Here is a 21,042-nt window from a genome sequence, read left to right on the forward strand (position 1 = left end):
CGATGCTGAGCCCTTATATGTCGCCCGTTGAGCGGGTGTGGTTCTACAGCTTGCGGATTCTCTGCGGGTTGATTCTGCTGTTCCTGATCTTGCCGGTGCTGGTGATCATTCCGCTGTCGTTCAACAGCGGCAGTTTCCTGGTGTACCCGCTGCAGGGCTTCTCGCTGCACTGGTATCAGGATTTCTTCGCCTCGGCCGAATGGATGCGTGCGCTCAAGAACAGCATCATCGTCGCCCCGGCGGCCACGGTGCTGGCCATGGTGTTTGGCACCCTGGCGGCCATCGGCCTGACCCGCGGCAATTTCCCCGGCAAGGCGCTGGTGATGGCCCTGGTGATTTCGCCGATGGTGGTGCCGGTGGTGATCATCGGCGTGGCCAGCTACCTGTTCTTTGCGCCGTTGGGCCTGGGCAACAGCTTTTTCTCGCTGATCGTGGTGCATGCGGTGCTCGGCGTGCCGTTTGTGATCATCACGGTGTCGGCGACCTTGCAGGGGTTCAACCATAACCTGGTGCGGGCGGCGGCCAGCCTGGGGGCATCGCCGTTGACCGCGTTTCGCCGGGTGACCTTGCCGCTGATCGCACCGGGGGTAATTTCCGGGGCGTTGTTCGCCTTTGCCACCTCGTTTGATGAAGTGGTGGTGACGCTGTTCCTCGCCGGCCCCGAGCAAGCGACCCTGCCACGCCAGATGTTCAGCGGTATCCGCGAAAACCTCAGCCCGACAATTGCTGCAGCAGCGACCTTGCTGATTGCCTTCTCGGTGCTGCTGTTGCTGACCCTGGAATGGCTGCGTGGGCGCAGCGAGAAGCTGCGAACTGCGCAAGTCTAAAGCCCAACAGAGATCAAAATGTGGGAGCGGGCTTGCTCGCGAATGCGGACTGTCAGTCAAACAATGAGCGGCTGACCCACCGCATTCGCGAGCAAGCCCGCTCCCACATTGGTTCTGTGTCCATTCAGTGGGTGAATGCAAGACAACCAGCTTCAGTCAGCTACTCTTGTGCCAGCCCACCACCCATAAGAGGCCGCGCACATGAGTACTTCCTCATTCAAGATCGCCCACAAACTGTTGACCGGCGCCGGTGCCATCGAGCAACTGGCTGCCGAACTCACGCGCCTGGATGTGGATAACCCGCTGATCGTCACCGATGCCGCGCTGGTCAAGTCCGGCACCGTGGCGTTGGCGCTCGAACACTTGGGCGATCGCACCTGCGAGATTTTCGACCGCGTACTGCCCGACCCCGAAATCGCGATTGTCGAAGATTGCATGCGCGTGTACCGCGAAGGTGGGCATGACGGCCTGATCGGCGTGGGCGGCGGCAGCGCCATCGATATCGCCAAGAGCGTGGCGGCCTATGCGGGTTACCACGGCGCCCTGGCGGATTTGTTTGGCGTTGACCAGGTGCCGCGCAAGGGCCCGCCGTTGATCGCGATCCCCACCACGGCGGGCACCGGCTCGGAGGTGACGAATGTGGCGATTCTCTCCGACAAGGCTGCGCAGCTGAAAAAAGGCATCGTCAGCGATTACCTGCTGCCGGATGTGGCGCTGATCAGCCCGCAAATGACCCTGACTTGCCCGCGCAGTGTGACCGCCGCCAGTGGTGTGGATGCGCTGGTGCATGCCATCGAATCCTACCTGTCGCTGAATGCCTCGCCGATCACCGACGCTCTGGCCATTGGCGCGATCAAGCTGATTGCCAACGCGCTGCCCAAGGCCTACGCCAACCCGGCCAACCTGCAGGCGCGCGATGACATGGCCACCGCCAGCCTGATGGCCGGCATGGCGTTCGGCAATGCCGGGGTGGGGGCGGTGCATGCCTTGGCTTACCCGCTGGGCGGGCGGTTCAACATCGCCCATGGGGTGAGCAACGCGCTGCTGCTGCCGTATGTGATGCACTGGAACAAGTTGGCCTGTGTGGAGCGCATGCAGGACATTGCGCAGGCCATGGGCGTGAATGTGACTGGGCTGAGTGTCAACGATGCCGCCGATCAGGCGGTCGAGGCGATGACGCGACTCTGCGCCGCAGTCGAGATCCCGGCAGGGCTGCGCAGCTTCGGGGTTCCCGAGGACGCAATCGCCGGCATGGCCACGGAGGCGGCGGGTATCGAGCGCCTGATGCGTAACAACCCGCGCAAGCTCAGTGCGGCGGATATCGAGAAAATCTACCGGGCAGCTTATTAGCCATTGAGCCAGGTCACGGTGCGCGCAGCAAAGCATGAGGTATACAATGCGCGCCATCGTGATTTAGCTCAAAAAGGTGCGTCATGCAGCCCTTCGTTATCGCTCCATCGATTCTCTCCGCCGATTTCGCCCGCCTGGGTGAGGAAGTGGACAAGGTGTTGGCCGCCGGCGCCGACTTCGTGCACTTCGATGTCATGGACAATCATTACGTGCCCAACCTGACCATCGGCCCGATGGTTTGCGCGGCACTGCGCAAGTACGGCATCACCGCGCCGATCGATGCGCACCTGATGGTCAGCCCGGTGGATCGCATCATCGGCGATTTCGTTGACGCCGGCGCGACCTACATCACCTTCCACCCGGAAGCCTCGCTGCACGTTGACCGTACCCTGCAACTGATCCGCGAAGGCGGCTGCAAGGCGGGCCTGGTGTTCAACCCGGCCACTCCGCTGGACGTGCTCAAGTACGTGATGGACAAGGTCGACATGGTGTTGCTGATGAGCGTCAACCCGGGTTTCGGTGGGCAGAAGTTCATCCCCGGCACCCTCGACAAGCTGCGCGAAGCCCGCGCATTGATCGACGCCTCCGGCCGCGATATCCGCCTGGAAATCGACGGTGGGGTCAACGTCAACAATATCCGTGAAATCGCCGCCGCCGGTGCTGACACTTTTGTGGCCGGCTCGGCGATCTTCAACGCCCCGGACTATCAGGAAGTCATCGACAAGATGCGTGCAGAACTGGCGCTGGCGCGTCCATGAGCGGCTTCGAGCAGCTGTTCCCCGGCAAACTGCCACGGCTGGTGATGTTCGATCTGGACGGTACGTTGATCGATTCGGTGCCTGACCTGGCGGCGGCGGTGGACGACATGCTGCTCAAGCTTGGTCGGCCGGCGGCGGGGATCGAGTCGGTACGCACCTGGGTCGGCAATGGCGTGCAGATGCTGGTGCGCCGCGCCCTGGCCAACGATATCGACGCCAACGGTGTCGATGAGGTGGAGGCCGAGCGTGCGCTGGAGCTGTTCAACGCTGCCTATGAAGACGGCCACGAACTCACCGTGGTGTACCCCGGCGTGCGTGACACCCTCAAATGGCTGAGCAAGCAGGGCGTGGAAATGGCCCTGATCACCAACAAGCCGGAGCGCTTTGTCGCGCCGCTGTTGGACCAGATGAAAATCGGTCGGTATTTCCGCTGGATCATCGGCGGCGACACCCTGGCGCAGAAGAAGCCCGACCCGGCGGCGCTGTTTTTCGTGATGAAAATGGCCAATATCCCGGCGTCCCAATCGTTGTTTGTCGGCGATTCGCGCAGCGATGTGCAGGCGGCGAAGGCGGCTGGCGTGCAGTGCGTGGCCTTGAGTTACGGCTACAACCATGGCCGGCCAATCGCCGAAGAGTCGCCGGCGCTGGTGATTGATGACCTGCGCCTGTTAATCCCCGGTTGCTTGGGAGCGGGCGCTGAGATAACGTTGCCCGATACCGATCCGTCCCCTTCTGGAAATTCCATCGTGGTGGTCACTCGCAAACTCTGGATGAAAGTCATCAAGGCCCTGGCCCGCTGGCGTTGGCGCGCCTGACTGATCCTGGCCGCGCCCTGCGGCACGTTTGCATACCTGACTGTTAGACCCTCACGCCACGAGGCACATCATGACCCGCGAAGAATTCCTGCGTTTGGCCGCTGCCGGCTATAACCGCATTCCCCTGGCCTGCGAAACCCTGGCCGACTTCGATACGCCGCTGTCGATCTACCTGAAACTGGCCGACGAGCCCAACTCCTACCTGCTGGAGTCGGTACAGGGCGGCGAGAAGTGGGGCCGTTACTCGATCATCGGCCTGCCGTGCCGCACCGTGCTGCGGGTACACGACCATCATGTGAGCATCACCCATGACGGCGTCGAGATCGAAAGCCATGACGTAGAAGACCCGCTGGCCTTCGTCGAAACCTTCAAGGCGCGCTACAACGTGCCGACCATTCCTGGCTTGCCGCGTTTCAACGGCGGCCTGGTCGGGTATTTCGGCTACGACTGCGTGCGCTACGTGGAAAAACGCCTGGGCAAATGCCCGAACCCGGACCCGCTGGGTGTGCCGGATATTCTGCTGATGGTCTCCGATGCGGTGGTAGTGTTCGACAACCTTGCCGGCAAGATGCACGCCATCGTGCTCGCCGACCCGTCCCAGGCCGACGCCTTTGAGCACGGCCAGGCCGGCCTCGAAGCGTTGCTGGAAAAACTGCGCCAGCCGATCACCCCGCGTCGCGGCCTGGACCTCAGCCGTCCGCCCGCTGCCGACCCGATCTTTCGTTCAAGCTTTACCCAGGATGACTACGAGCGCGCAGTCGATACCATCAAGGAATACATCCTTGCCGGTGACTGCATGCAGGTGGTGCCGTCGCAACGCATGTCCATCGACTTCAAGGCCGCGCCAATCGACCTGTACCGCGCGTTGCGTTGCTTTAACCCGACGCCATACATGTACTTCTTCAACTTTGGCGACTTCCACGTAGTAGGCAGTTCGCCGGAAGTGCTGGTACGCGTCGAAGACAACCTGATCACCGTGCGCCCGATTGCCGGTACCCGCCCGCGTGGCGCGACCGAAGAAGCGGATTTGGCGCTGGAAGAAGACCTGCTCAGCGACGACAAAGAGATCGCCGAACACTTGATGCTGATCGACCTGGGCCGTAACGACACCGGGCGCGTCTCGGAAATCGGTTCGGTGAAACTCACCGAGAAGATGGTGATCGAGCGCTATTCCAACGTGATGCACATCGTGTCCAACGTCACCGGCGAGCTGAAAGCCGGGTTGACCGCGATGGACGCACTGCGCGCGATTTTGCCGGCGGGCACCTTGTCGGGCGCGCCGAAAATTCGCGCGATGGAAATTATCGACGAGCTGGAGCCGGTCAAGCGTGGCGTCTACGGCGGCGCCGTGGGGTATTTCGCCTGGAACGGCAACATGGACACCGCCATTGCAATTCGTACGGCGGTGATCAAGGACGGGGAGCTGCACGTGCAGGCCGGTGGCGGGATCGTCGCCGACTCGGTGCCGGCCCTCGAATGGGAAGAAACCCTGAACAAGCGCCGCGCGATGTTCCGCGCCGTTGCGCTGGCTGAACAGACCCCCAATTCTTGAGGTTTCCCCCATGTTGCTGATGATTGATAACTACGACTCCTTTACCTACAACGTGGTGCAGTACCTGGGCGAACTGGGTGCCGAGGTCAAGGTGGTGCGCAACGACGAACTGACCGTGGCCGAAATCGCCGCGCTGAACCCTGAGCGCATCGTGGTTTCGCCGGGCCCGTGCACGCCGACCGAGGCGGGCATTTCCCTCGAAGCGATTAAATATTTCGCCGGCAAACTGCCGATCCTGGGCGTGTGCCTCGGCCACCAATCCATCGGCCAGGCCTTTGGCGGTGACGTGGTGCGCGCGCGCCAAGTGATGCACGGCAAGACCAGCCCGGTGTTCCATAAGGATTTGGGTGTGTTCCATGGCCTGAACCTGCCGGTGACCGTGACCCGCTACCATTCGTTGGTGGTCAAGCGCGACACCCTGCCGGACTGCCTGGAGCTGACCGCCTGGACCCAGCTGGAAGACGGCTCGGTCGATGAGATCATGGGCCTGCGCCACAAGACACTGAATATCGAAGGGGTGCAGTTTCACCCCGAGTCGATCCTGACCGAGCAGGGCTACGAGCTGTTCGCCAACTTTCTCAAGCAGAGCGGCGGCACGCGCTAAGGACTTTCCATGGATATCAAGACTGCCCTGAGCCGTATCGTCGGCCATCTGGACCTGAGCACCGCTGAAATGAGCGATGTGATGCGCGAAATCATGACCGGCCAATGCACGGACGCGCAGATTGGCGCGTTCATGATGGCCATGCGCATGAAGAGCGAGAGCATCGACGAAATCGTCGGCGCCGTCTCGGTGATGCGTGAGTTGGCGGACAAGGTTGAGCTCAAGACCCTCGACGGCGTGGTCGATGTGGTCGGCACCGGCGGTGACGGCGCGAATATTTTCAACGTGTCGACGGCTTCGTCCTTTGTGGTGGCGGCGGCGGGTTGCACCGTGGCCAAGCACGGTAACCGTGCGGTGTCCGGCAAGAGCGGCAGCGCCGACTTGCTGGAGGCGGCCGGCATCTACCTGAACCTGACGGCGGTACAAGTGGCGCGCTGCATCGACAGTGTCGGCATCGGCTTTATGTTTGCCCAATCCCACCACGGTGCGATGAAGCACGCCGCCGGCCCGCGCAAGGACCTTGGCCTGCGTACCCTGTTCAACATGCTCGGCCCGCTTACGAATCCGGCCGGTGTGAAACACCAGGTGGTCGGCGTGTTCAGCCAGGCACTGTGCCGCCCGTTGGCCGAAGTGCTGCAACGCCTGGGCAGCAAACATGTGCTGGTGGTGCATTCCAAAGACGGCCTGGACGAATTCAGCCTGGCGGCACCGACCTTCGTGGCGGAGCTCAAGAACGACCAGATCAGCGAATACTGGGTCGAGCCAGAAGACCTGGGCATGAAGAGCCAGAGCCTGCACGGTCTGGCGGTGGAAAGCCCGGCCGCCTCGCTGGAGCTGATTCGCGATGCCTTGGGGCGTCGCAAGACCGAGAACGGTCAAAAAGCTGCGGAAATGATTGTTTTGAATGCTGGCGCGGCACTTTACGCAGCCGACCATGCCTATAGTCTCAAGGAAGGTGTCGCGTTGGCCCACGATGCGCTGCACACCGGGCTGGCTCGCGAAAAGCTCGAAGAGCTGGGAGCATTCACCGCAGTATTCAAGATGGAGAATGAAGGATGAGTGTCCCGACCGTTCTGGAAAAGATTCTGGCCCGCAAAGCCGAAGAAGTCGCCGAGCGCCGTGCCCGCGTGAGCCTCGCTGAGCTGGAAAACCAGGCGAAGCTGGCTGATGCACCACGTGGTTTTGCCAACGCGTTGATCGCCCAGGCCAAGCTCAAGCAGCCGGCCGTTATTGCTGAAATCAAGAAGGCTTCGCCGAGCAAGGGCGTGATTCGCGAGATCTTCATCCCCGAAGACATTGCCAAGAGCTATGAGAAGGGCGGGGCGACGTGTCTGTCGGTGCTGACCGATATCGACTACTTCCAGGGTTCCGACCTGTTCCTGCAGCAGGCCCGCGCTGCGTGCAAGTTGCCGGTGATCCGCAAGGATTTCATGGTTGACCCGTACCAGATCGTCGAAGCCCGCGCCTTGGGCGCCGATTGTGTGCTGCTGATCGTCTCCGCACTGGATGATGTGAAGATGGCTGAGCTGGCGGCCGTGGCCAAAAGCGTTGGCCTGGACGTGCTGGTCGAAGTGCACGACGGCGATGAGCTGGAGCGTGCACTAAAAACCCTCGACACACCGCTGGTGGGGGTTAACAACCGTAACCTGCACACCTTCGAAGTCAGCCTGGAAAACACCCTCGACCTGCTGCCGCGTATCCCGCGCGACCGCCTGGTGATCACCGAGAGTGGCATCGTCAACCGTGCCGATGTGGAGTTGATGGAAATCAGCGGCGTGTATTCGTTCCTGGTCGGCGAAACCTTCATGCGCGCCGAGAACCCGGGTGCGGAGTTGCAGCGTCTGTTTTTCCCGGAGCGTGGTGTGGCTGTGAGTGGTTCCACTCTCGATTGATGTGAAATGCGATCAAAATGTGGGAGGGGGCTTGCCCCCCGATAGCGGTGGGTCAGTTAACACATTTGAACCTGACACACTGCCATCGGGGGCAAGCCCCCTCCCACATTTGGTTCTGTGTGTATCCAGAGAGGTATGTGTAGATGACTCAGCCAGTAATGATGACTGTCGAAGCAGGGCTGCCGCCGAGCAGGACTTGCTGGCCGCCGTTTGTGCCGGTCTCTCGATTGATCGGAAACACGGTCAACATTTGAAATGCAGTCAAAATGTGGGAGGGGGCTTGCCCCCGATAGCGGTGGGTCAGTTAACACATTTGAACCTGACACACTGCCATCGGGGGCAAGCCCCCTCCCACATTTGGTTCTGTGTTTATCCAGAGAGGTATGTGTAGATGACTCAGCCAGTAATGATGACTGTCGAAGCAGGGCTGCCGCCGAGCAGGACTTGCTGGCCGCCGTTTGCGCCGGTCTCTCGATTGATCGGAAACACGGTCAACATTTGAAATGCAGTCAAAATGTGGGAGGGGGCTTGCCCCCGATAGCGGAGGGTCAGTTAACACATTTGAACCTGACACACTGCCATCGGGGGCAAGCCCCCTCCCACATTTGGTTTTTGTGTTTATCCAGAGAGGTATGTGTAGATGACTCAGCCGGTAATGATGACTGTCGAAGCAGGGCTGCCGCCGAGCAGGACTTGCTGGCCGCCGTTCGCGCCGGTCTCTCGATTGATCGGAAACACGGTCAACATTTGAAATGCAGTCAAAATGTGGGAGGGGGCTTGCCCCCGATAGCGGAGGGTCAATTAACACATTTGAACCTGACACACTGCCATCGGGGGCAAGCCCCCTCCCACATTTGGTTTTTGTGTTTATCCAGAGAGGTATGTGTAGATGACTCAGCCGGTACTGATGACTGTCGAAGCAGGCCTTGCCGCCGAGCAAGACCTGCTGGCCGCCGTTTGCGCCGGTGAGAGGGAATTCGGCCTGCTCTTCTGGCAACCCAGCGATCAAGCCCTGGTCATGCCGCGTCGTTTGAGCCGCCTACCGGCGTTCGAAACTGCCAGCCAAGTCTCCGCCGACGCCGGTTGGCCAGTGTTGCTGCGCGAAACCGGCGGCGAACCGGTGCCGCAGTCGAATGCCACGGTCAATATCGCCTTGGTCTACGCGCCCCCGCGCAGTGAAGGCGATCAGGGCCGTATCGAAACCGGTTACCAGCGCCTATGCCAGCCGATCTGCGATTTTCTGCTCGAGCTGGGCGGCGATGCTTCCGTCGGCGAGATCGACGGGGCTTTCTGCGACGGTCGCTATAACGTCAACCTCAATGGCCGCAAGATGGTCGGCACCGCTCAGCGCTGGCGGCAGAGCGGTGGCCGCCCGGTGGGGTTGGTACACGGTGCGTTGTTGCTGGAAAACGACCGTGAGGAATTGATTGCGGCGGTCAACCGCTTCAATGAAGCCTGCGGTCTTGAGCAGCGGGTGCGCGCCGACAGCCATATCGCCCTGCACGAAGCGTTCCCCGCGCCAGACGCCATCAGCAGGCTGGACAGCCTCTACCGTCAAATGCTGGCCAGCTTCCTGCCGGTTTAACGGGTGCCGAATACCACCATCGTCTTGCCTTTGACGTGCACCAGGTTGCGCTCTTCGAGATCTTTGAGCACGCGGCCGACCATCTCCCGTGAGCAGCCGACGATGCGCCCGATTTCCTGGCGGGTGACTTTGATCTGCATGCCATCGGGGTGGGTCATGGCGTCGGGCTGCTTGCACAGCTCCAGCAGGCAGCGGGCAACGCGACCGGTAACGTCGAAGAACGCCAGGTCGCCGACCTTGCGCGTCGTGTCCCGCAGGCGTTGGGCGATCTGGCCGCTCAGGGCGTAGAGGATGTCGGGGTCGTGCTGGGCCAGTTCGCGAAACTTCGTGTAGCTGATCTCGGCCACTTCGCACTCGACCTTGGCGCGTACCCAGGCGCTGCGTTCCTGTTCTTTGCCGGCTTGTTCAAACAGGCCCAGCTCCCCAAAGAAATCCCCGGTGTTGAGGTAGGCGATGATCATTTCGCGGCCGTCTTCGTCCTCGATCAGGATGGTGACCGAGCCTTTGATAATGAAGAACAGTGTTTCGGAGCGCTCGCCCGCGCAGATGATGTTGTGCTTGGCCGGATAGCGGCGGCGCTGGCAGTGCATCAGCAGCTTGTCGAGATTCTTGATCTTGGGTATGGGAGTAAGAGCAACCATGGTTGTATCCCGAAAAGGCAGCGCGAAGTGGTTTGAGTTTTTGTATTCATCGGTATCGGCATTGATACACGTTGTATAAAGGGTGGCAATACGCCATCGATTTGGCGCCAGCTTAACAGACACATTCTGTCTCGATTAGCCAATTTACTGGGCGAGCGGCGTTATTGGTCGCTTTCATGGGAAACGCTGCCGTGGCCAGGCCCTGTGCTAAGCTGGCGACCCTTTTTTAGCAGTGGAGTCTGGGCGATGAAGGCACGCATCCAATGGGCGGGCGAAGCCATGTTCCTCGGTGAGTCGGGCAGTGGCCATGTTGTGGTCATGGACGGCCCGCCGGAAGCCGGTGGCCGTAACCTGGGCGTACGCCCGATGGAAATGCTCCTGCTTGGTGTAGGCGGTTGCAGCAATTTCGACGTGGTCAGCATCCTGAAGAAATCCCGCCAGGCCGTGGAAAGCTGCGAAGCCTTCCTGGAAGCCGAGCGCGCCACTGAAGACCCCAAGGTGTTCACCAAGATCCACATGCATTTCGTGGTCAAGGGCCGGGCGCTGAAAGAAGCTCAGGTAAAGCGCGCCATCGAGCTGTCGGCCGAGAAGTACTGCTCGGCATCGATCATGCTGGGTGCGGCCGGTGTGGCCATCACCCATGATTACGAAATCATCGAGCTGGGTTGATCCCAGGGGCGGCAGGCAAAAAGAAAGGGCGCGTTGAAAGCGCCCTTTTTTGTGGCTCAGATTCGATACGTGCTTTTGGTCATGACCTTGGCCAAAAGGCTCATGCCAAACCGCACCGGTGCGGGGAAGCGGAACCCGCCGGCATCCAGTGCGCTTTCCGCGTGGTGTTCTTCGTCGATGCGCATCTGCTCAAGAATCGCCCGGGACTTTTCGTCTTCGGCCGGCAGTTGCTCCAGGTGCTCATCCAGGTGCTTGCACACCTGGTGTTCGGTGGCGGCGACAAAACCGAGGCTGACTTTGTCGCTGATCAAGCCGGCAGCGGCACCGATACCAAACGACAAACCATAAAACAGTGGGTTCAGCACGCTCGGGTGGCTGCCGAGTTGGCGGATACGTTGTTCGCACCAGGCCAGGTGGTCGATCTCTTCCTCGGCTGCATGCTCCATCGCCGCGCGCACCTGCGGCAGCTTGGCGGTCAGGGCCTGGCCCTGGTACAGCGCCTGGGCACAGACTTCGCCGGTATGGTTGATACGCATCAGGCCGGCGACGTGGCGGGTATCGGTCTCGCTCATCTGTGCGTCGGGCTGCACGATGGCGGGCGACGGGCGATACGGCTGGCCGCTGAACGGCAGCAGCGTGCGCATGGCCATGTCGGCTTGCAGCAACAGACGGTCAATCGGCGAGTAGTGACGTTGGGTAGTCATGCTGACCTCCGGGAAGAATCTCGGCGGCCAGTTTACCGCAAGAGAGGGCCAAGCGTTTGCGCTGAGTCAAGGCCATAGGGTCGCATGCCGGGTTTGGCGGCGACCCTGCACGTGGGTATCAGCCCGGCGGCCAGTTCATCTGGCGCTGACCCAGCACATGCATATGGATGTGATAAACGGTCTGCCCGCCTTTGGGGTTGCAGTTCATCACCACGCGGAAGCCTTCCTCGCAGCCTTGTTCCACGGCCAGGCGCTGGGCGGTGAACAGGATATGACCGGCCAGGGCTTTGTCTTCCTCGGTCAGGTCATTGAGGGTGCGGATGTGTTTCTTGGGGATGACCAGGAAATGCACAGGCGCCGCCGGAGCGATGTCCTTGAAGGCCAGGACTTGATCATCTTCGTAGATGATATCCGCGGGTATTTCTCTGTTGATGATCTTGGTGAACAGAGTATCCACAGCTGTTTCTCCATTATGAAAGTGCAGGGTCAGTGTACTCAGCCGGTCAGCGCGGGCAATAGGCCTTGTTGATGGCCCCGGCGATCTTGCGCGTCAGCCAGCGTGGGCTCAGGCGTGGGCTGAAGGCCAGCCAGCGATTGCGCCGACCGGGAATGATGATGGCTTTGTTTTTTTCCAGCGCGCGCACCGTGTAAAGCGCCACCTCTTCAGGGCTCATCAGTGCGTCACTGCGCTCGAGCTTGGCGGTGTCCATCTGCGCGGTGCCGAAGAATGCAGTGCGCGTAGGGCCGGGGCACAGCACCGACACCTTGATGCCACAGCTCTTGAGTTCTTCACGCAGGCCTTCGGAAAAGTGCAGCACGTAGGCTTTGCTGGCGTAGTAGCTGCTCATCCACGGGCCGGGCTGGAACGCCGCCACCGACGCCACATTGAGGATCTGCCCACCGCCATGCAGCGCCATGGCATTACCGAGGGCATGACACATGCGAGTCAGGGCCAGGACGTTGACTTCGATCAGGTCTTGCTCGGTCATCCAGTCCTGGGCCAGGAAGGGCCCGCTGGTGCCGATGCCGGCGCAGTTCACCAGCAGGTCGATCTGCCGTTCGCCTTCTTCAAGTTCCAGCAGGAACCCGGACAAGCGCAGCGGTTCGCCCAAGTCGCAGGCCCGAAACAGCACCTCGACGCCAAACCGTTGGGTCAATTCGATTGCAATGTTTTCCAACTGATCACGCTGGCGGGCCACCAGAATCAAGCTGCGGCCACGCCGGGCCAGTGCTTCGGCCAAGGCCAGGCCGATGCCGCTGGAGGCACCGGTGATCAGAGCGTAACGGGTCATGCCTTTCTCCATCGCAACGCCGCCGGGCCTGTGATGGGGCATCACAGGCGGCGGGCGTTTCTCACTGTTGCGCAGAGTCTACAGGTTCGGCCGCTTCGTCAGCACTTTGCGCTTCGTCTTCCTCGACTGTGGCGCCTTGGTCGTAGTCTTCATCGGAGGTGATGGAGCTGTTTTCGTAGCCGCTGTCCATATTGGCTTCGAGCTGGTCCAGGTAACCGTTCATCCCCAGCGTGACCACGATGGCCAGCATCACCGGAATAAACGCCAGCCACAGGGTGGCCAGCACTTTGACGGCGGTGGAGTTGCGCGGTGGTGGCGCGCCGTACTGGTTGGCGCCTGCATTGCCCGGCAATACCAGCAGCAGGATCGGGAAAACACTGTTCACCAGCGGTACAAGGTTGAGGAAGTACAGCCAGCCTGACCAGCCCAGGTCGTGCAGGCGCTGCACACCGATTTGCACACTGACCCAGACCAGCGCCACAAACAGCGCCAGACCCAGCAGCACGCCAAGGATGGTGCCTGCAGTTGGGGAAGCGGTTGCCACGGCGAAGCTCACGGTACTGATGATGCCGCCGGCAACGAGCATGGCCAGGGTCAAAACCAGCGTCCAGGCCAGGTAGCGCAGGCGGCCGATGCGCCCGTGAATAGTGAACACCTTGAGGGCGGCGTACTCGGGCAGGTCATCGCCCACGGCTGCACGCGGCGGTGCATAGGGTGAGGCGGCCGGGCGGGAGAAGTCAGAGGCCGCGGATTCCGTCTCGTGGGTTTCGGCAAGGCTGAAGGCCACGGGTTGTTCGGCTTCGATACGTGCGTCGATCCCGGCGTTTTTCAGCGCAGTGAGATAGGTGTCGGCATCGGGGCGGGACAAGTCGCGTTTCAGTGCGACCGGGCGGCCGGTGAAGAGCTTCTCGATGGCCTCGACATCGCTCTTGAACAGCTCAGCCAGATTGAGTTTGGCAGTGGTGCTCTCGACGCCTGGGAGCAAGGCCCCATCAAACACAATCTTGAAACGGTTGTCGCTCATGCAGGCATCCTTGTCACTTATTCAGGAGGGTTGTGCAGGCCTGCTCAAACGGCGGGCCGTGCGGTTGGGTCAACGTGGCCAGCGCAGCTGTGCCGCCTGCTCGCGCGCCTTGCGGTATTCGGCATCCAGGCGCGCAACGAGTTCATCGACGCTGGGCAAATCATCAATTTCGCCGACGCCCTGGCCGGCCGACCATACGGTCTTCCAAGCCTTGGCTTCGTCGCTCAGCGGTTTGAGCTTGGAACCAACGTTGACTTCGCCTTTGCCTTGCAGCGCGGCGAGGTCAAACCCGGCGTTCTCCAGGCTCTGGCGCATGAAGCTTGCGGGCACACCGGAGACAGCGGGAGTGTGCACGATGTCGGCGGCGCGCGATGTGAGCAGCATCTCTTTATAGGCATCCGGGGCGTGGCTTTCGGTGGTGCCGATAAAGCGCGTGCCGAAATAGGCCAGGTCGGCGCCCAGCAGTTGGGCGGCGAGTATCTCATGACCATGGTTGAGGCAACCGGCCAGCAGCAGGGTTTTGTCGAAGAACTGACGAATCTCGGCGATCAGCGAAAACGGGCTCCAGGTGCCAGCATGGCCACCTGCGCCGGCGGCCACGGCAATCAGGCCATCCACGCCGGCTTCAGCGGCTTTCTCGGCGTGGCGCCGTGTGGTCACGTCGTGGAACACCAGGCCACCATAGCTGTGCACGGCATCCACCAGTTCCTTGACCGCGCCCAGGCTGGTGATGACGATCGGCACTTTGTGCTCGACGCAGATCGCCAGGTCGGCTTCGAGCCGCGGGTTGCTGTTGTGCACGATCAGGTTGACGGCATACGGCGCGGGGTTGTCCAGCTGCGCCAGGCCCGCTTCGATCTCTTCCAGCCAGGCCTTGAAGCCACTGCTCTCGCGCTGGTTGAGCGCCGGGAAGCTGCCGACCACCCCATTGCGACAGCAGGCCAGGACCAGTTGCGGGTTGGAAATCAGAAACATCGGCGCAGCCACCACGGGCAGGCGCAGACGTTGTTCGAGCAAAGCGGGCAGTGACATTGGAGGTACCCCGAGTAATTGAAATTAGAACGGTTTGACCACGACCAAAATTACGATAGCCAGCAATATCAGAACGGGCACCTCATTGAACCAGCGATAAAAGACATGGCTGCGGGTGTTTTCGCCACGGGCGAAACGTTTTACCTGCGCGCCGCACATGTGGTGGTAGCCGATCAGCAGCACCACCAGGGTCAGCTTGGCGTGGATCCACGCGCCGGATTGGAAGATGGCGGGGTTGAGGTAGATCAGCCAGCCGCCGAATATCAGGCTGGCAATCATCGCCGGGCCCATGATGCCCCGGTACAACTTGCGCTCCATGAGGCTGAAGCGTTCCTTGCTGACGGTGTCCTCGCTTTGGGCGTGGTAGACGAACAGGCGCGGCAGGTAGAACAGCCCGGCAAACCAGCAGACGATGCTGATGATGTGGAAGGCTTTGATCCATAGATAGAGCATTTCTAGTTATTCCCAGGTTCACGGTAGCCAAGATAGTAGTGGCTCATGCGCCCGTACGTCACGTTGACGGTTGTCGCAGGACGATACGGCCCCTATTATCGACGGCTTTCCAGTGGGTTCGTTGAGGGCAGGTTTATGGTCAAGGTCGGTATCGTCGGCGGCACGGGTTACACCGGTGTCGAATTGCTGCGTCTGTTGGCTCAGCATCCGCAAGCTGAGGTGGTGGTCATCACCTCTCGATCCGAGGCCGGGCTGGCCGTGGCCGATATGTACCCGAACCTGCGAGGCCACTACGACGGCCTGGCGTTCAGCGTGCCGGACATCAAGACCCTGGGCGCCTGTGACGTGGTGTTCTTTGCCACCCCGCACGGTGTGGCCCATGCGCTGGCCGGCGAGCTGCTGGCCGCCGGCACCAAGGTGATCGACCTCTCGGCCGACTTCCGCTTGCAGGATGCCGATGAGTGGGCCAAGTGGTACGGCCAGCCGCACGGTGCGCCGCAGTTGCTGGAGGAGGCGGTGTATGGCCTGCCGGAAGTCAATCGTGAGCAGATCAAGCAAGCGCGCCTGATCGCCGTGCCGGGTTGCTATCCGACTGCGACGCAGCTGGGTTTCCTGCCATTGCTCGAAGCCGGGCTGGCGGATGCCTCGCGTCTGATCGCGGACTGCAAGTCGGGTGTGAGCGGCGCCGGTCGTGGCGCGGCGGTCGGCTCGCTATATTCCGAGACGTCGGAAAGCATGAAGGCCTATGCGGTAAAAGGGCATCGCCACTTGCCGGAAATCCGCCAAGGGCTGCGTCGTGCAGCGGGTAAGGACGTGGGCCTGACCTTCGTGCCGCACCTGACGCCGATGATTCGCGGTATTCACTCCACGTTGTACGCAACCGTGGTGGATCGTTCGGTTGATCTGCAGGCGCTGTTTGAAAAACGCTATGCCAACGAGCCGTTCGTCGATGTAATGCCGGCCGGCAGCCACCCGGAAACCCGCAGCGTGCGCGGCGCCAATGTGTGCCGCATTGCGGTGCACCGTCCGCAGGATGGCGACCTGGTCGTGGTGCTGTCGGTGATCGATAACCTGGTCAAGGGCGCGTCGGGCCAGGCGGTACAGAACATGAACATCCTGTTTGGCCTGGATGAAAAGCTGGGCTTGTCCCACGCCGGCATGCTGCCTTAACGCTGCTTGGCGGTTGCGCAAAAGGCCCGTTGATCGGGCCTTTTGTGTTTTTAATGGCGGCTGTGCAGATTGATATACCGTAACAATAGTTGACCGCTTTTCTAGGAGAAGCGGATAATGCCGCCCATTACGCATATGGCGGCGTTACGCCGGGAGATTATCAGCATGAGCGTTGAATCCTTCACCCCCACGGCTTTGCAATTCACCCACGGTGCTGCGCACAAGGTGAAGAGCCTGGTCGATGAAGAGGGTAATGATCGCTTGAAGCTGCGCGTATTCGTTACGGGCGGCGGTTGTTCAGGGTTTCAGTACGGTTTTACCTTCGATGAAGATGTGGCCGACGATGACACCATCGTTGAGCGCGAGGGCGTAAGCCTGGTCGTGGACCCGATGAGCTTCCAATACCTGGCAGGTGCCGAGGTGGATTACCAGGAAGGTCTGGAGGGTTCGCGTTTCGTGATCAAGAACCCTAACGCCACGACTACCTGTGGTTGCGGGTCTTCGTTCTCGATCTGATCGACAGCGGATACAAGAACGCCGCTTGGCTTTGATCGGCCAAGCGGCGTTTTGCTGTCTGCAGATTCAGCAGATCAGGCCGGGTAGATTGCGCCCAGTACCCGCAGCCCGCGTGCGCCGGTGACGCTCGGGCGGTTGGCGGCGATGCCTTCCAGGCAGCAATGGGCCAGCCAAGCGAAGGCCATGGCCTCGACCCAGTCCGGGTCCACACCGTAAGTGGCGGTGCTGCTGACCTGAGTGGCAGGGAGCAGCGCGGCCAGGCGGCGCATCAGTGTGCCGTTGTGGGCGCCGCCGCCGCACACCAGCAGGGTTTCGGTGTGGGCTTGTGCGGTTTGCAGGGACTCGATGATGGTCAGCGCGGTCAGTTCCAGCAAAGTGGCCTGTACGTCCTGGGGCTCGAAAGCGGGTAAGCGTCCAAGGTGTTGCTGCAACCATTCCAGGTTGAACACTTCACGCCCGGTGCTTTTCGGGCCTTGGGTCACGAAGAACGGGTCACTCAGCAGTGCGGTGAGAAGCTGAGGTACTACCTTGCCACCGGCGGCCCACTGGCCATCGCGGTCAAAGTGTTCGCCGCGTTGTTGATGAATCCAGGCATCCAACAACACATTGCCCGGCCCGCAGTCGAAGCCGGCTACAGGCTTGCCGGTTTCGATCAGGCTGAGATTGCTGAAACCTCCGACGTTCAATACAGCGCGGTTACCGGTGCGCTCACCAAACAAGGCTTCATGGAACGCTGGCACCAGTGGAGCACCTTGACCACCGGCAGCCACGTCGCGGCTGCGGAAATCACTGACCACCGTGATGCCGGTCAACTCGGTAAGTAGCGCCGGGTTGCCGATCTGCACGGTAAAGCCGCGCGCAGGTTCGTGGCGGATGGTCTGGCCGTGGCTGCCAATCGCGCGAATGTCCTGAGGTTTGAGGTTTTGCTGGTCGAGCAAGGCGTGAATGCCGTGTGCGGCAAGCTGTACCCAGTTCTGCTGGGCAATTGCCGAGCGTGCGATTTCGTCCGGGCCGCTGGCGCACAGGCCAAGCAGCTCGGTGCGCAGTGCTTGCGGCATGGGGATGTAGTGCGTGGCGATCAGGTTGACCGCCGGGCCTTGCTCGATCAGGGCGATGTCCAGGCCATCGAGGCTGGTCCCGGACATCACACCGATATAGAGCGGCATACCTTAACGCTTCGCCGAGGCGAGCAGGGTGGAGCGCTCCTGATCCATACGCGCCATGAGCGGCTGGCTCTGTTGCATGAAGCGCGCACGCTCGGCCTTGGCGATCGGGTCGGCCATCGGCAGCTTCTGGCCCAGCGGATCAACGTGTACGCCGTTGACCTGGAACTCGTAGTGCAAGTGCGGCCCGGTGGACAGGCCTGTTGTGCCGATATAACCGATCACCTGGCCTTGCTTCACAGTGCCGCCAGTCTGCACGCCTTTGGCAAAGCCTTGCATGTGGCCATACAGCGTACGGTAGGTGTTGCCATGCTGGATGATCACGGTGTTGCCGTAACCGCCGCGACGCCCGGCCAACAGTACCTTGCCGTCACCGGCCGCCTTGATTGGCGTACCGCGCGGGGCGGCATAATCGACGCCTTTGTGGGCGCGAATCTTGTTCAGGATGGGATGCTTGCGGCCCATGGAGAAGCGCGAGCTGATACGAGCGAAGTCAACCGGGGTACGGATGAACGCCTTGCGCATGCTATTGCCATCAGCCGTGTAGTAGCTGCTGTTGCCCTGCTTGTTGGTGTAGCGCACGGCGGTGTAGGTCTTGCCGCGGTTGGTGAAACGCGCGGAAAGAATATTGCCGGTGCCGACCACCTTGCCGTTGGCCATTTTCTGTTCGTAAATCACGTCGAATTCGTCACCCTGGCGGATGTCCTGGGCGAAGTCGATGTCGTAGCCAAACACGCTGGCCATGTCCATGGTCATGCTGTGGGACAGGCCAGCGCGAGCCGCGGACTGCGACAGCGAGCTGTTGATCACGCCATGCACGTAGGCGGAGCGCGTCACAGGCTTGGTGGTTATGCGGTTGAACGCAAAGCCTTTGGCGCCTTTGGTCAGGGTGATGCTTTCGAGGTCGTTGAGGTTGCTGTGCAGGTTGTTCAACTGGCCGTCGGGGCTGAACTCGAATTCAAGCTTCTGGCCGTGTTTGAGCTGGGTGAATTGCTTGGCTTGCTTGTCGCTGGCCAGCACGTCGTTAACGGTAGAGGCGGGGAGACCGACCTTCTCGAACAGGGTCGACAGGGTGTCGCCTCTGGCCACGATTACTTCGCGGTGCTGAGGGTTCTTGGCCGCGTCGACAGTAGGCGCTGGTGGAGTTTGAGTGGCTTGCTGCGAGTTTTCCGGGCTGTTGTCGATCTGAGCGAACGGCGATTCGCCGGTTGCATTTGTGGCTTGTTGAGCGTCGGAAGCGTCTTGATCTTGTGTCAGTTGTTCAACCGGACTTTCCAAGTCAAGGCTCAGGGATGTTCGTTTGGCTTCTACGTCACTGGAAGGGAATACCAGGAGCGCCAGGCTGAGAAGGGCTGCGATACCACTTGCGGCAAGCAAGTGGGTCTTAGGGTAAAGCGGCGGCGCTTTAGACGGTTCTGTGGTCATAAGTAATTTTGACTTTGAAGATGAAATGGAAAAGATGAATGACATGATGAAGATGAAATAACTGTATAAAATATAACCAAATCATCTGTGGCGCAAGCTCGCGAATGCCGGGCTTGCTGAACGGTGTCCGTGCGCAGGGCAAAACTTGTAATTAGTCCCTGATCTTGTATGGTTGGTTCCCTTTTGAATCTGAGCCTTGCGGGTCTGTTATGAAGTCGGTTGAAGAGCAGCTAGCGCTGATAAAACGTGGTGCGGAAGAACTGTTGGTCGAGGCGGAGCTGATCGAAAAGCTCAAGCGTGGCCAGCCCCTGCGTATCAAGGCCGGCTTTGATCCGACGGCGCCGGATCTGCACCTGGGTCATACCGTGCTTATTAATAAGCTGCGCCAGTTCCAGGAGCTGGGGCATCAGGTCATCTTCCTTATAGGTGACTTCACGGGGATGATCGGGGATCCGAGCGGCAAGAGCGCAACGCGCCCGCCGCTCACTCGTGAGCAAGTCCTCGATAATGCCGAGACCTACAAGACTCAGGTGTTCAAGATTCTCGACCCGGCTAAAACCGAGGTGGCCTTCAACTCCACCTGGATGGACCAGATGGGGCCTGCGGACTTTATTCGCCTGACTTCCCAGTACACCGTGGCACGCATGCTTGAGCGTGATGACTTCGACAAGCGCTATTCGACCAACCAGCCGATCGCAATTCATGAGTTCCTGTACCCGCTGGTTCAAGGGTATGACTCCGTTGCGTTGCGTGCTGACGTCGAGTTGGGCGGCACTGACCAGAAGTTCAACCTCCTGATGGGGCGTGAACTGCAGCGTGCCTATGGGCAGGAAGCGCAGTGCATCCTGACCATGCCGTTGCTGGAAGGGTTGGATGGCGTCAAGAAAATGTCCAAGTCCCTGGGTAACTATGTCGGTATCCAGGAAGCGCCGGGCGTGATGTACGGCAAGCTGGTTTCGATTCCAGATGCATTGATGTGGCGCTACTTTGAACTGCTCAGCTTCCGTTCGATGGATGAGATCAATGCACTGCGGGCTGACGTCGAGGCGGGTGCGAACCCGCGTGATGTGAAGATCAAGCTGGCGGAAGAGATCGTTGCGCGCTTCCATGGTGAAGAGGCAGCAGCCAATGCTCACCGTGCAGCGGGTAATCGTATGAAGGATGGCGAGTTGCCGGATGACCTGCCGGAGATCGAGCTGACAGCGGCTGAGGCAATGCCGATTGCTGCTGTCCTTAATAAGGCGGGCCTGGTGAAGAACTCGGCAGTTGCCCGTGACCTTCTGGGTTCTGGCGGTGTGCGTATAGATGGTGAGGTTGTTGATCGCACCTTTATATACCAGCTGGGCGCTACCCACGTTTGCCAGGCAGGCAAGAAGGCATTTGCGCGTATTACGCTCAAATCCGAATAAACCTGAAATTAACTGTTGACGGCGATTTATATCTGTCTATAATTCGCCCCACTTCCGGCGCAGTCGAAACGGAAAACTCCTTGGTAAACAAAGAGTTATGCGAGATTCGACAGCGAGTTGCTTGAGTTCATTCAAGCCCAGAAGGAGTTGGTAGAGCGGTG

General features: G+C 60.5%; 22 protein-coding genes. 13 read left to right on the forward strand and 9 right to left on the reverse strand.

Annotated elements, in window-relative coordinates; translation table 11 throughout:
• The first annotated feature begins 2 nt into the window (after positions 1–2).
• From GIW02_RS17905 to GIW02_RS17945, 9 genes are all read left to right on the forward strand, one after another.
• A complete protein-coding gene (locus GIW02_RS17905; protein ID WP_017739612.1) occupies positions 3–827 on the forward strand; it encodes an ABC transporter permease in 825 nt (274 codons plus the stop codon).
• Between the two features lie 201 nt (positions 828–1,028).
• Positions 1,029–2,177 (forward strand): iron-containing alcohol dehydrogenase, encoded by a 1,149-nt coding sequence (locus tag GIW02_RS17910; protein ID WP_236410671.1) that lies wholly within the window; start codon positions 1,029–1,031, stop codon positions 2,175–2,177.
• A gap of 83 nt (positions 2,178–2,260) precedes the next feature.
• Positions 2,261–2,935 (forward strand): ribulose-phosphate 3-epimerase, encoded by a 675-nt coding sequence (rpe, locus tag GIW02_RS17915; protein ID WP_236410670.1) that lies wholly within the window; start codon positions 2,261–2,263, stop codon positions 2,933–2,935.
• Entirely contained in the window at positions 2,932–3,750 is an 819-nt protein-coding gene (locus GIW02_RS17920; RefSeq protein ID WP_236410669.1) for a phosphoglycolate phosphatase, read from the forward strand. Before rpe ends, GIW02_RS17920 begins: the two co-directional genes overlap by 4 nt.
• Positions 3,751–3,820: 70 nt before the next feature.
• Positions 3,821–5,302 (forward strand): anthranilate synthase component I, encoded by a 1,482-nt coding sequence (gene trpE / locus GIW02_RS17925; RefSeq protein WP_236410668.1) that lies wholly within the window; start codon positions 3,821–3,823, stop codon positions 5,300–5,302.
• Positions 5,303–5,312: 10 nt separating this feature from the next.
• Positions 5,313–5,906, forward strand: coding sequence for an aminodeoxychorismate/anthranilate synthase component II (locus tag GIW02_RS17930; RefSeq protein ID WP_236410667.1), 594 nt, complete (start codon positions 5,313–5,315; stop codon positions 5,904–5,906).
• Positions 5,907–5,915: 9 nt separating this feature from the next.
• Positions 5,916–6,965, forward strand: coding sequence for an anthranilate phosphoribosyltransferase (gene trpD, locus GIW02_RS17935; protein ID WP_236410666.1), 1,050 nt, complete (start codon positions 5,916–5,918; stop codon positions 6,963–6,965).
• Positions 6,962–7,798 carry an indole-3-glycerol phosphate synthase TrpC gene (trpC, locus tag GIW02_RS17940; protein WP_236410665.1) on the forward strand — a complete coding sequence of 279 codons (837 nt, stop codon included), beginning with the start codon at positions 6,962–6,964 and terminating at the stop codon, positions 7,796–7,798. Before trpD ends, trpC begins: the two co-directional genes overlap by 4 nt.
• A gap of 889 nt (positions 7,799–8,687) precedes the next feature.
• Complete coding sequence (locus tag GIW02_RS17945) at positions 8,688–9,383, forward strand: lipoyl protein ligase domain-containing protein (protein ID WP_236410664.1); 696 nt, start codon at positions 8,688–8,690, stop codon at positions 9,381–9,383.
• On the opposite strand, the gene crp is transcribed toward GIW02_RS17945, so the two are convergent.
• Positions 9,380–10,024 (reverse strand): cAMP-activated global transcriptional regulator CRP, encoded by a 645-nt coding sequence (gene crp, locus GIW02_RS17950; protein WP_099585649.1) that lies wholly within the window; start codon positions 10,022–10,024, stop codon positions 9,380–9,382. The genes GIW02_RS17945 and crp overlap by 4 nt on opposite strands.
• 246 nt (positions 10,025–10,270) lie before the next feature.
• Between crp and GIW02_RS17955 the strand changes: the two genes are divergently transcribed.
• Positions 10,271–10,693, forward strand: a complete 423-nt coding sequence (locus tag GIW02_RS17955) for an OsmC family protein (protein ID WP_005792019.1) — start codon at positions 10,271–10,273, stop codon at positions 10,691–10,693.
• A 56-nt stretch (positions 10,694–10,749) separates the two neighbouring features.
• Here GIW02_RS17955 and coq7 read toward each other — a convergent pair whose 3' ends face one another.
• The 6 genes from coq7 to hemJ form a co-directional block, all read right to left on the reverse strand.
• Positions 10,750–11,397, reverse strand: coding sequence for a 2-polyprenyl-3-methyl-6-methoxy-1,4-benzoquinone monooxygenase (gene coq7 / locus GIW02_RS17960; RefSeq protein ID WP_017739622.1), 648 nt, complete (start codon positions 11,395–11,397; stop codon positions 10,750–10,752).
• 118 nt (positions 11,398–11,515) lie between these two features.
• Positions 11,516–11,854 (reverse strand): histidine triad nucleotide-binding protein, encoded by a 339-nt coding sequence (locus tag GIW02_RS17965; protein ID WP_116626665.1) that lies wholly within the window; start codon positions 11,852–11,854, stop codon positions 11,516–11,518.
• Between the two features lie 46 nt (positions 11,855–11,900).
• Positions 11,901–12,689 (reverse strand): SDR family NAD(P)-dependent oxidoreductase, encoded by a 789-nt coding sequence (locus tag GIW02_RS17970; RefSeq protein ID WP_236410663.1) that lies wholly within the window; start codon positions 12,687–12,689, stop codon positions 11,901–11,903.
• A 61-nt stretch (positions 12,690–12,750) separates the two neighbouring features.
• Positions 12,751–13,713, reverse strand: coding sequence for a DUF805 domain-containing protein (locus GIW02_RS17975; protein ID WP_236410662.1), 963 nt, complete (start codon positions 13,711–13,713; stop codon positions 12,751–12,753).
• 69 nt (positions 13,714–13,782) lie between these two features.
• On the reverse strand, positions 13,783–14,745 hold the full coding sequence (locus GIW02_RS17980) for an NAD(P)H-dependent flavin oxidoreductase (protein ID WP_236410661.1): 963 nt from the start codon (positions 14,743–14,745) through the stop codon (positions 13,783–13,785).
• A gap of 24 nt (positions 14,746–14,769) precedes the next feature.
• Positions 14,770–15,198 (reverse strand): protoporphyrinogen oxidase HemJ, encoded by a 429-nt coding sequence (hemJ, locus tag GIW02_RS17985; protein WP_236410660.1) that lies wholly within the window; start codon positions 15,196–15,198, stop codon positions 14,770–14,772.
• Between the two features lie 135 nt (positions 15,199–15,333).
• Here hemJ and argC point away from each other — a divergent pair, with 135 nt between their 5' ends.
• Both argC and erpA read left to right on the forward strand, forming a co-directional pair.
• Positions 15,334–16,368, forward strand: coding sequence for an N-acetyl-gamma-glutamyl-phosphate reductase (gene argC / locus GIW02_RS17990; protein ID WP_003210935.1), 1,035 nt, complete (start codon positions 15,334–15,336; stop codon positions 16,366–16,368).
• A 165-nt stretch (positions 16,369–16,533) separates the two neighbouring features.
• Entirely contained in the window at positions 16,534–16,884 is a 351-nt protein-coding gene (gene erpA, locus GIW02_RS17995) for an iron-sulfur cluster insertion protein ErpA (RefSeq protein WP_003176443.1), read from the forward strand.
• A gap of 74 nt (positions 16,885–16,958) precedes the next feature.
• Here the strand turns inward: erpA and GIW02_RS18000 are convergent, their stop codons facing one another.
• Positions 16,959–18,050, reverse strand: a complete 1,092-nt coding sequence (locus tag GIW02_RS18000) for an anhydro-N-acetylmuramic acid kinase (protein WP_236410659.1) — start codon at positions 18,048–18,050, stop codon at positions 16,959–16,961.
• Between the two features lie 3 nt (positions 18,051–18,053).
• Positions 18,054–19,472 carry a peptidoglycan DD-metalloendopeptidase family protein gene (locus tag GIW02_RS18005; protein ID WP_236410658.1) on the reverse strand — a complete coding sequence of 473 codons (1,419 nt, stop codon included), beginning with the start codon at positions 19,470–19,472 and terminating at the stop codon, positions 18,054–18,056.
• A gap of 209 nt (positions 19,473–19,681) precedes the next feature.
• On the opposite strand from GIW02_RS18005, the gene tyrS reads away from it, so the two are divergent.
• A complete protein-coding gene (gene tyrS, locus GIW02_RS18010; RefSeq protein WP_236410657.1) occupies positions 19,682–20,881 on the forward strand; it encodes a tyrosine--tRNA ligase in 1,200 nt (399 codons plus the stop codon).
• Positions 20,882–21,042 lie beyond the last annotated feature (161 nt).

The organism is Pseudomonas syringae (genome assembly GCF_021606685.1).
Classification (GTDB): Bacteria; Pseudomonadota; Gammaproteobacteria; order Pseudomonadales; family Pseudomonadaceae; genus Aquipseudomonas; species Aquipseudomonas syringae_R.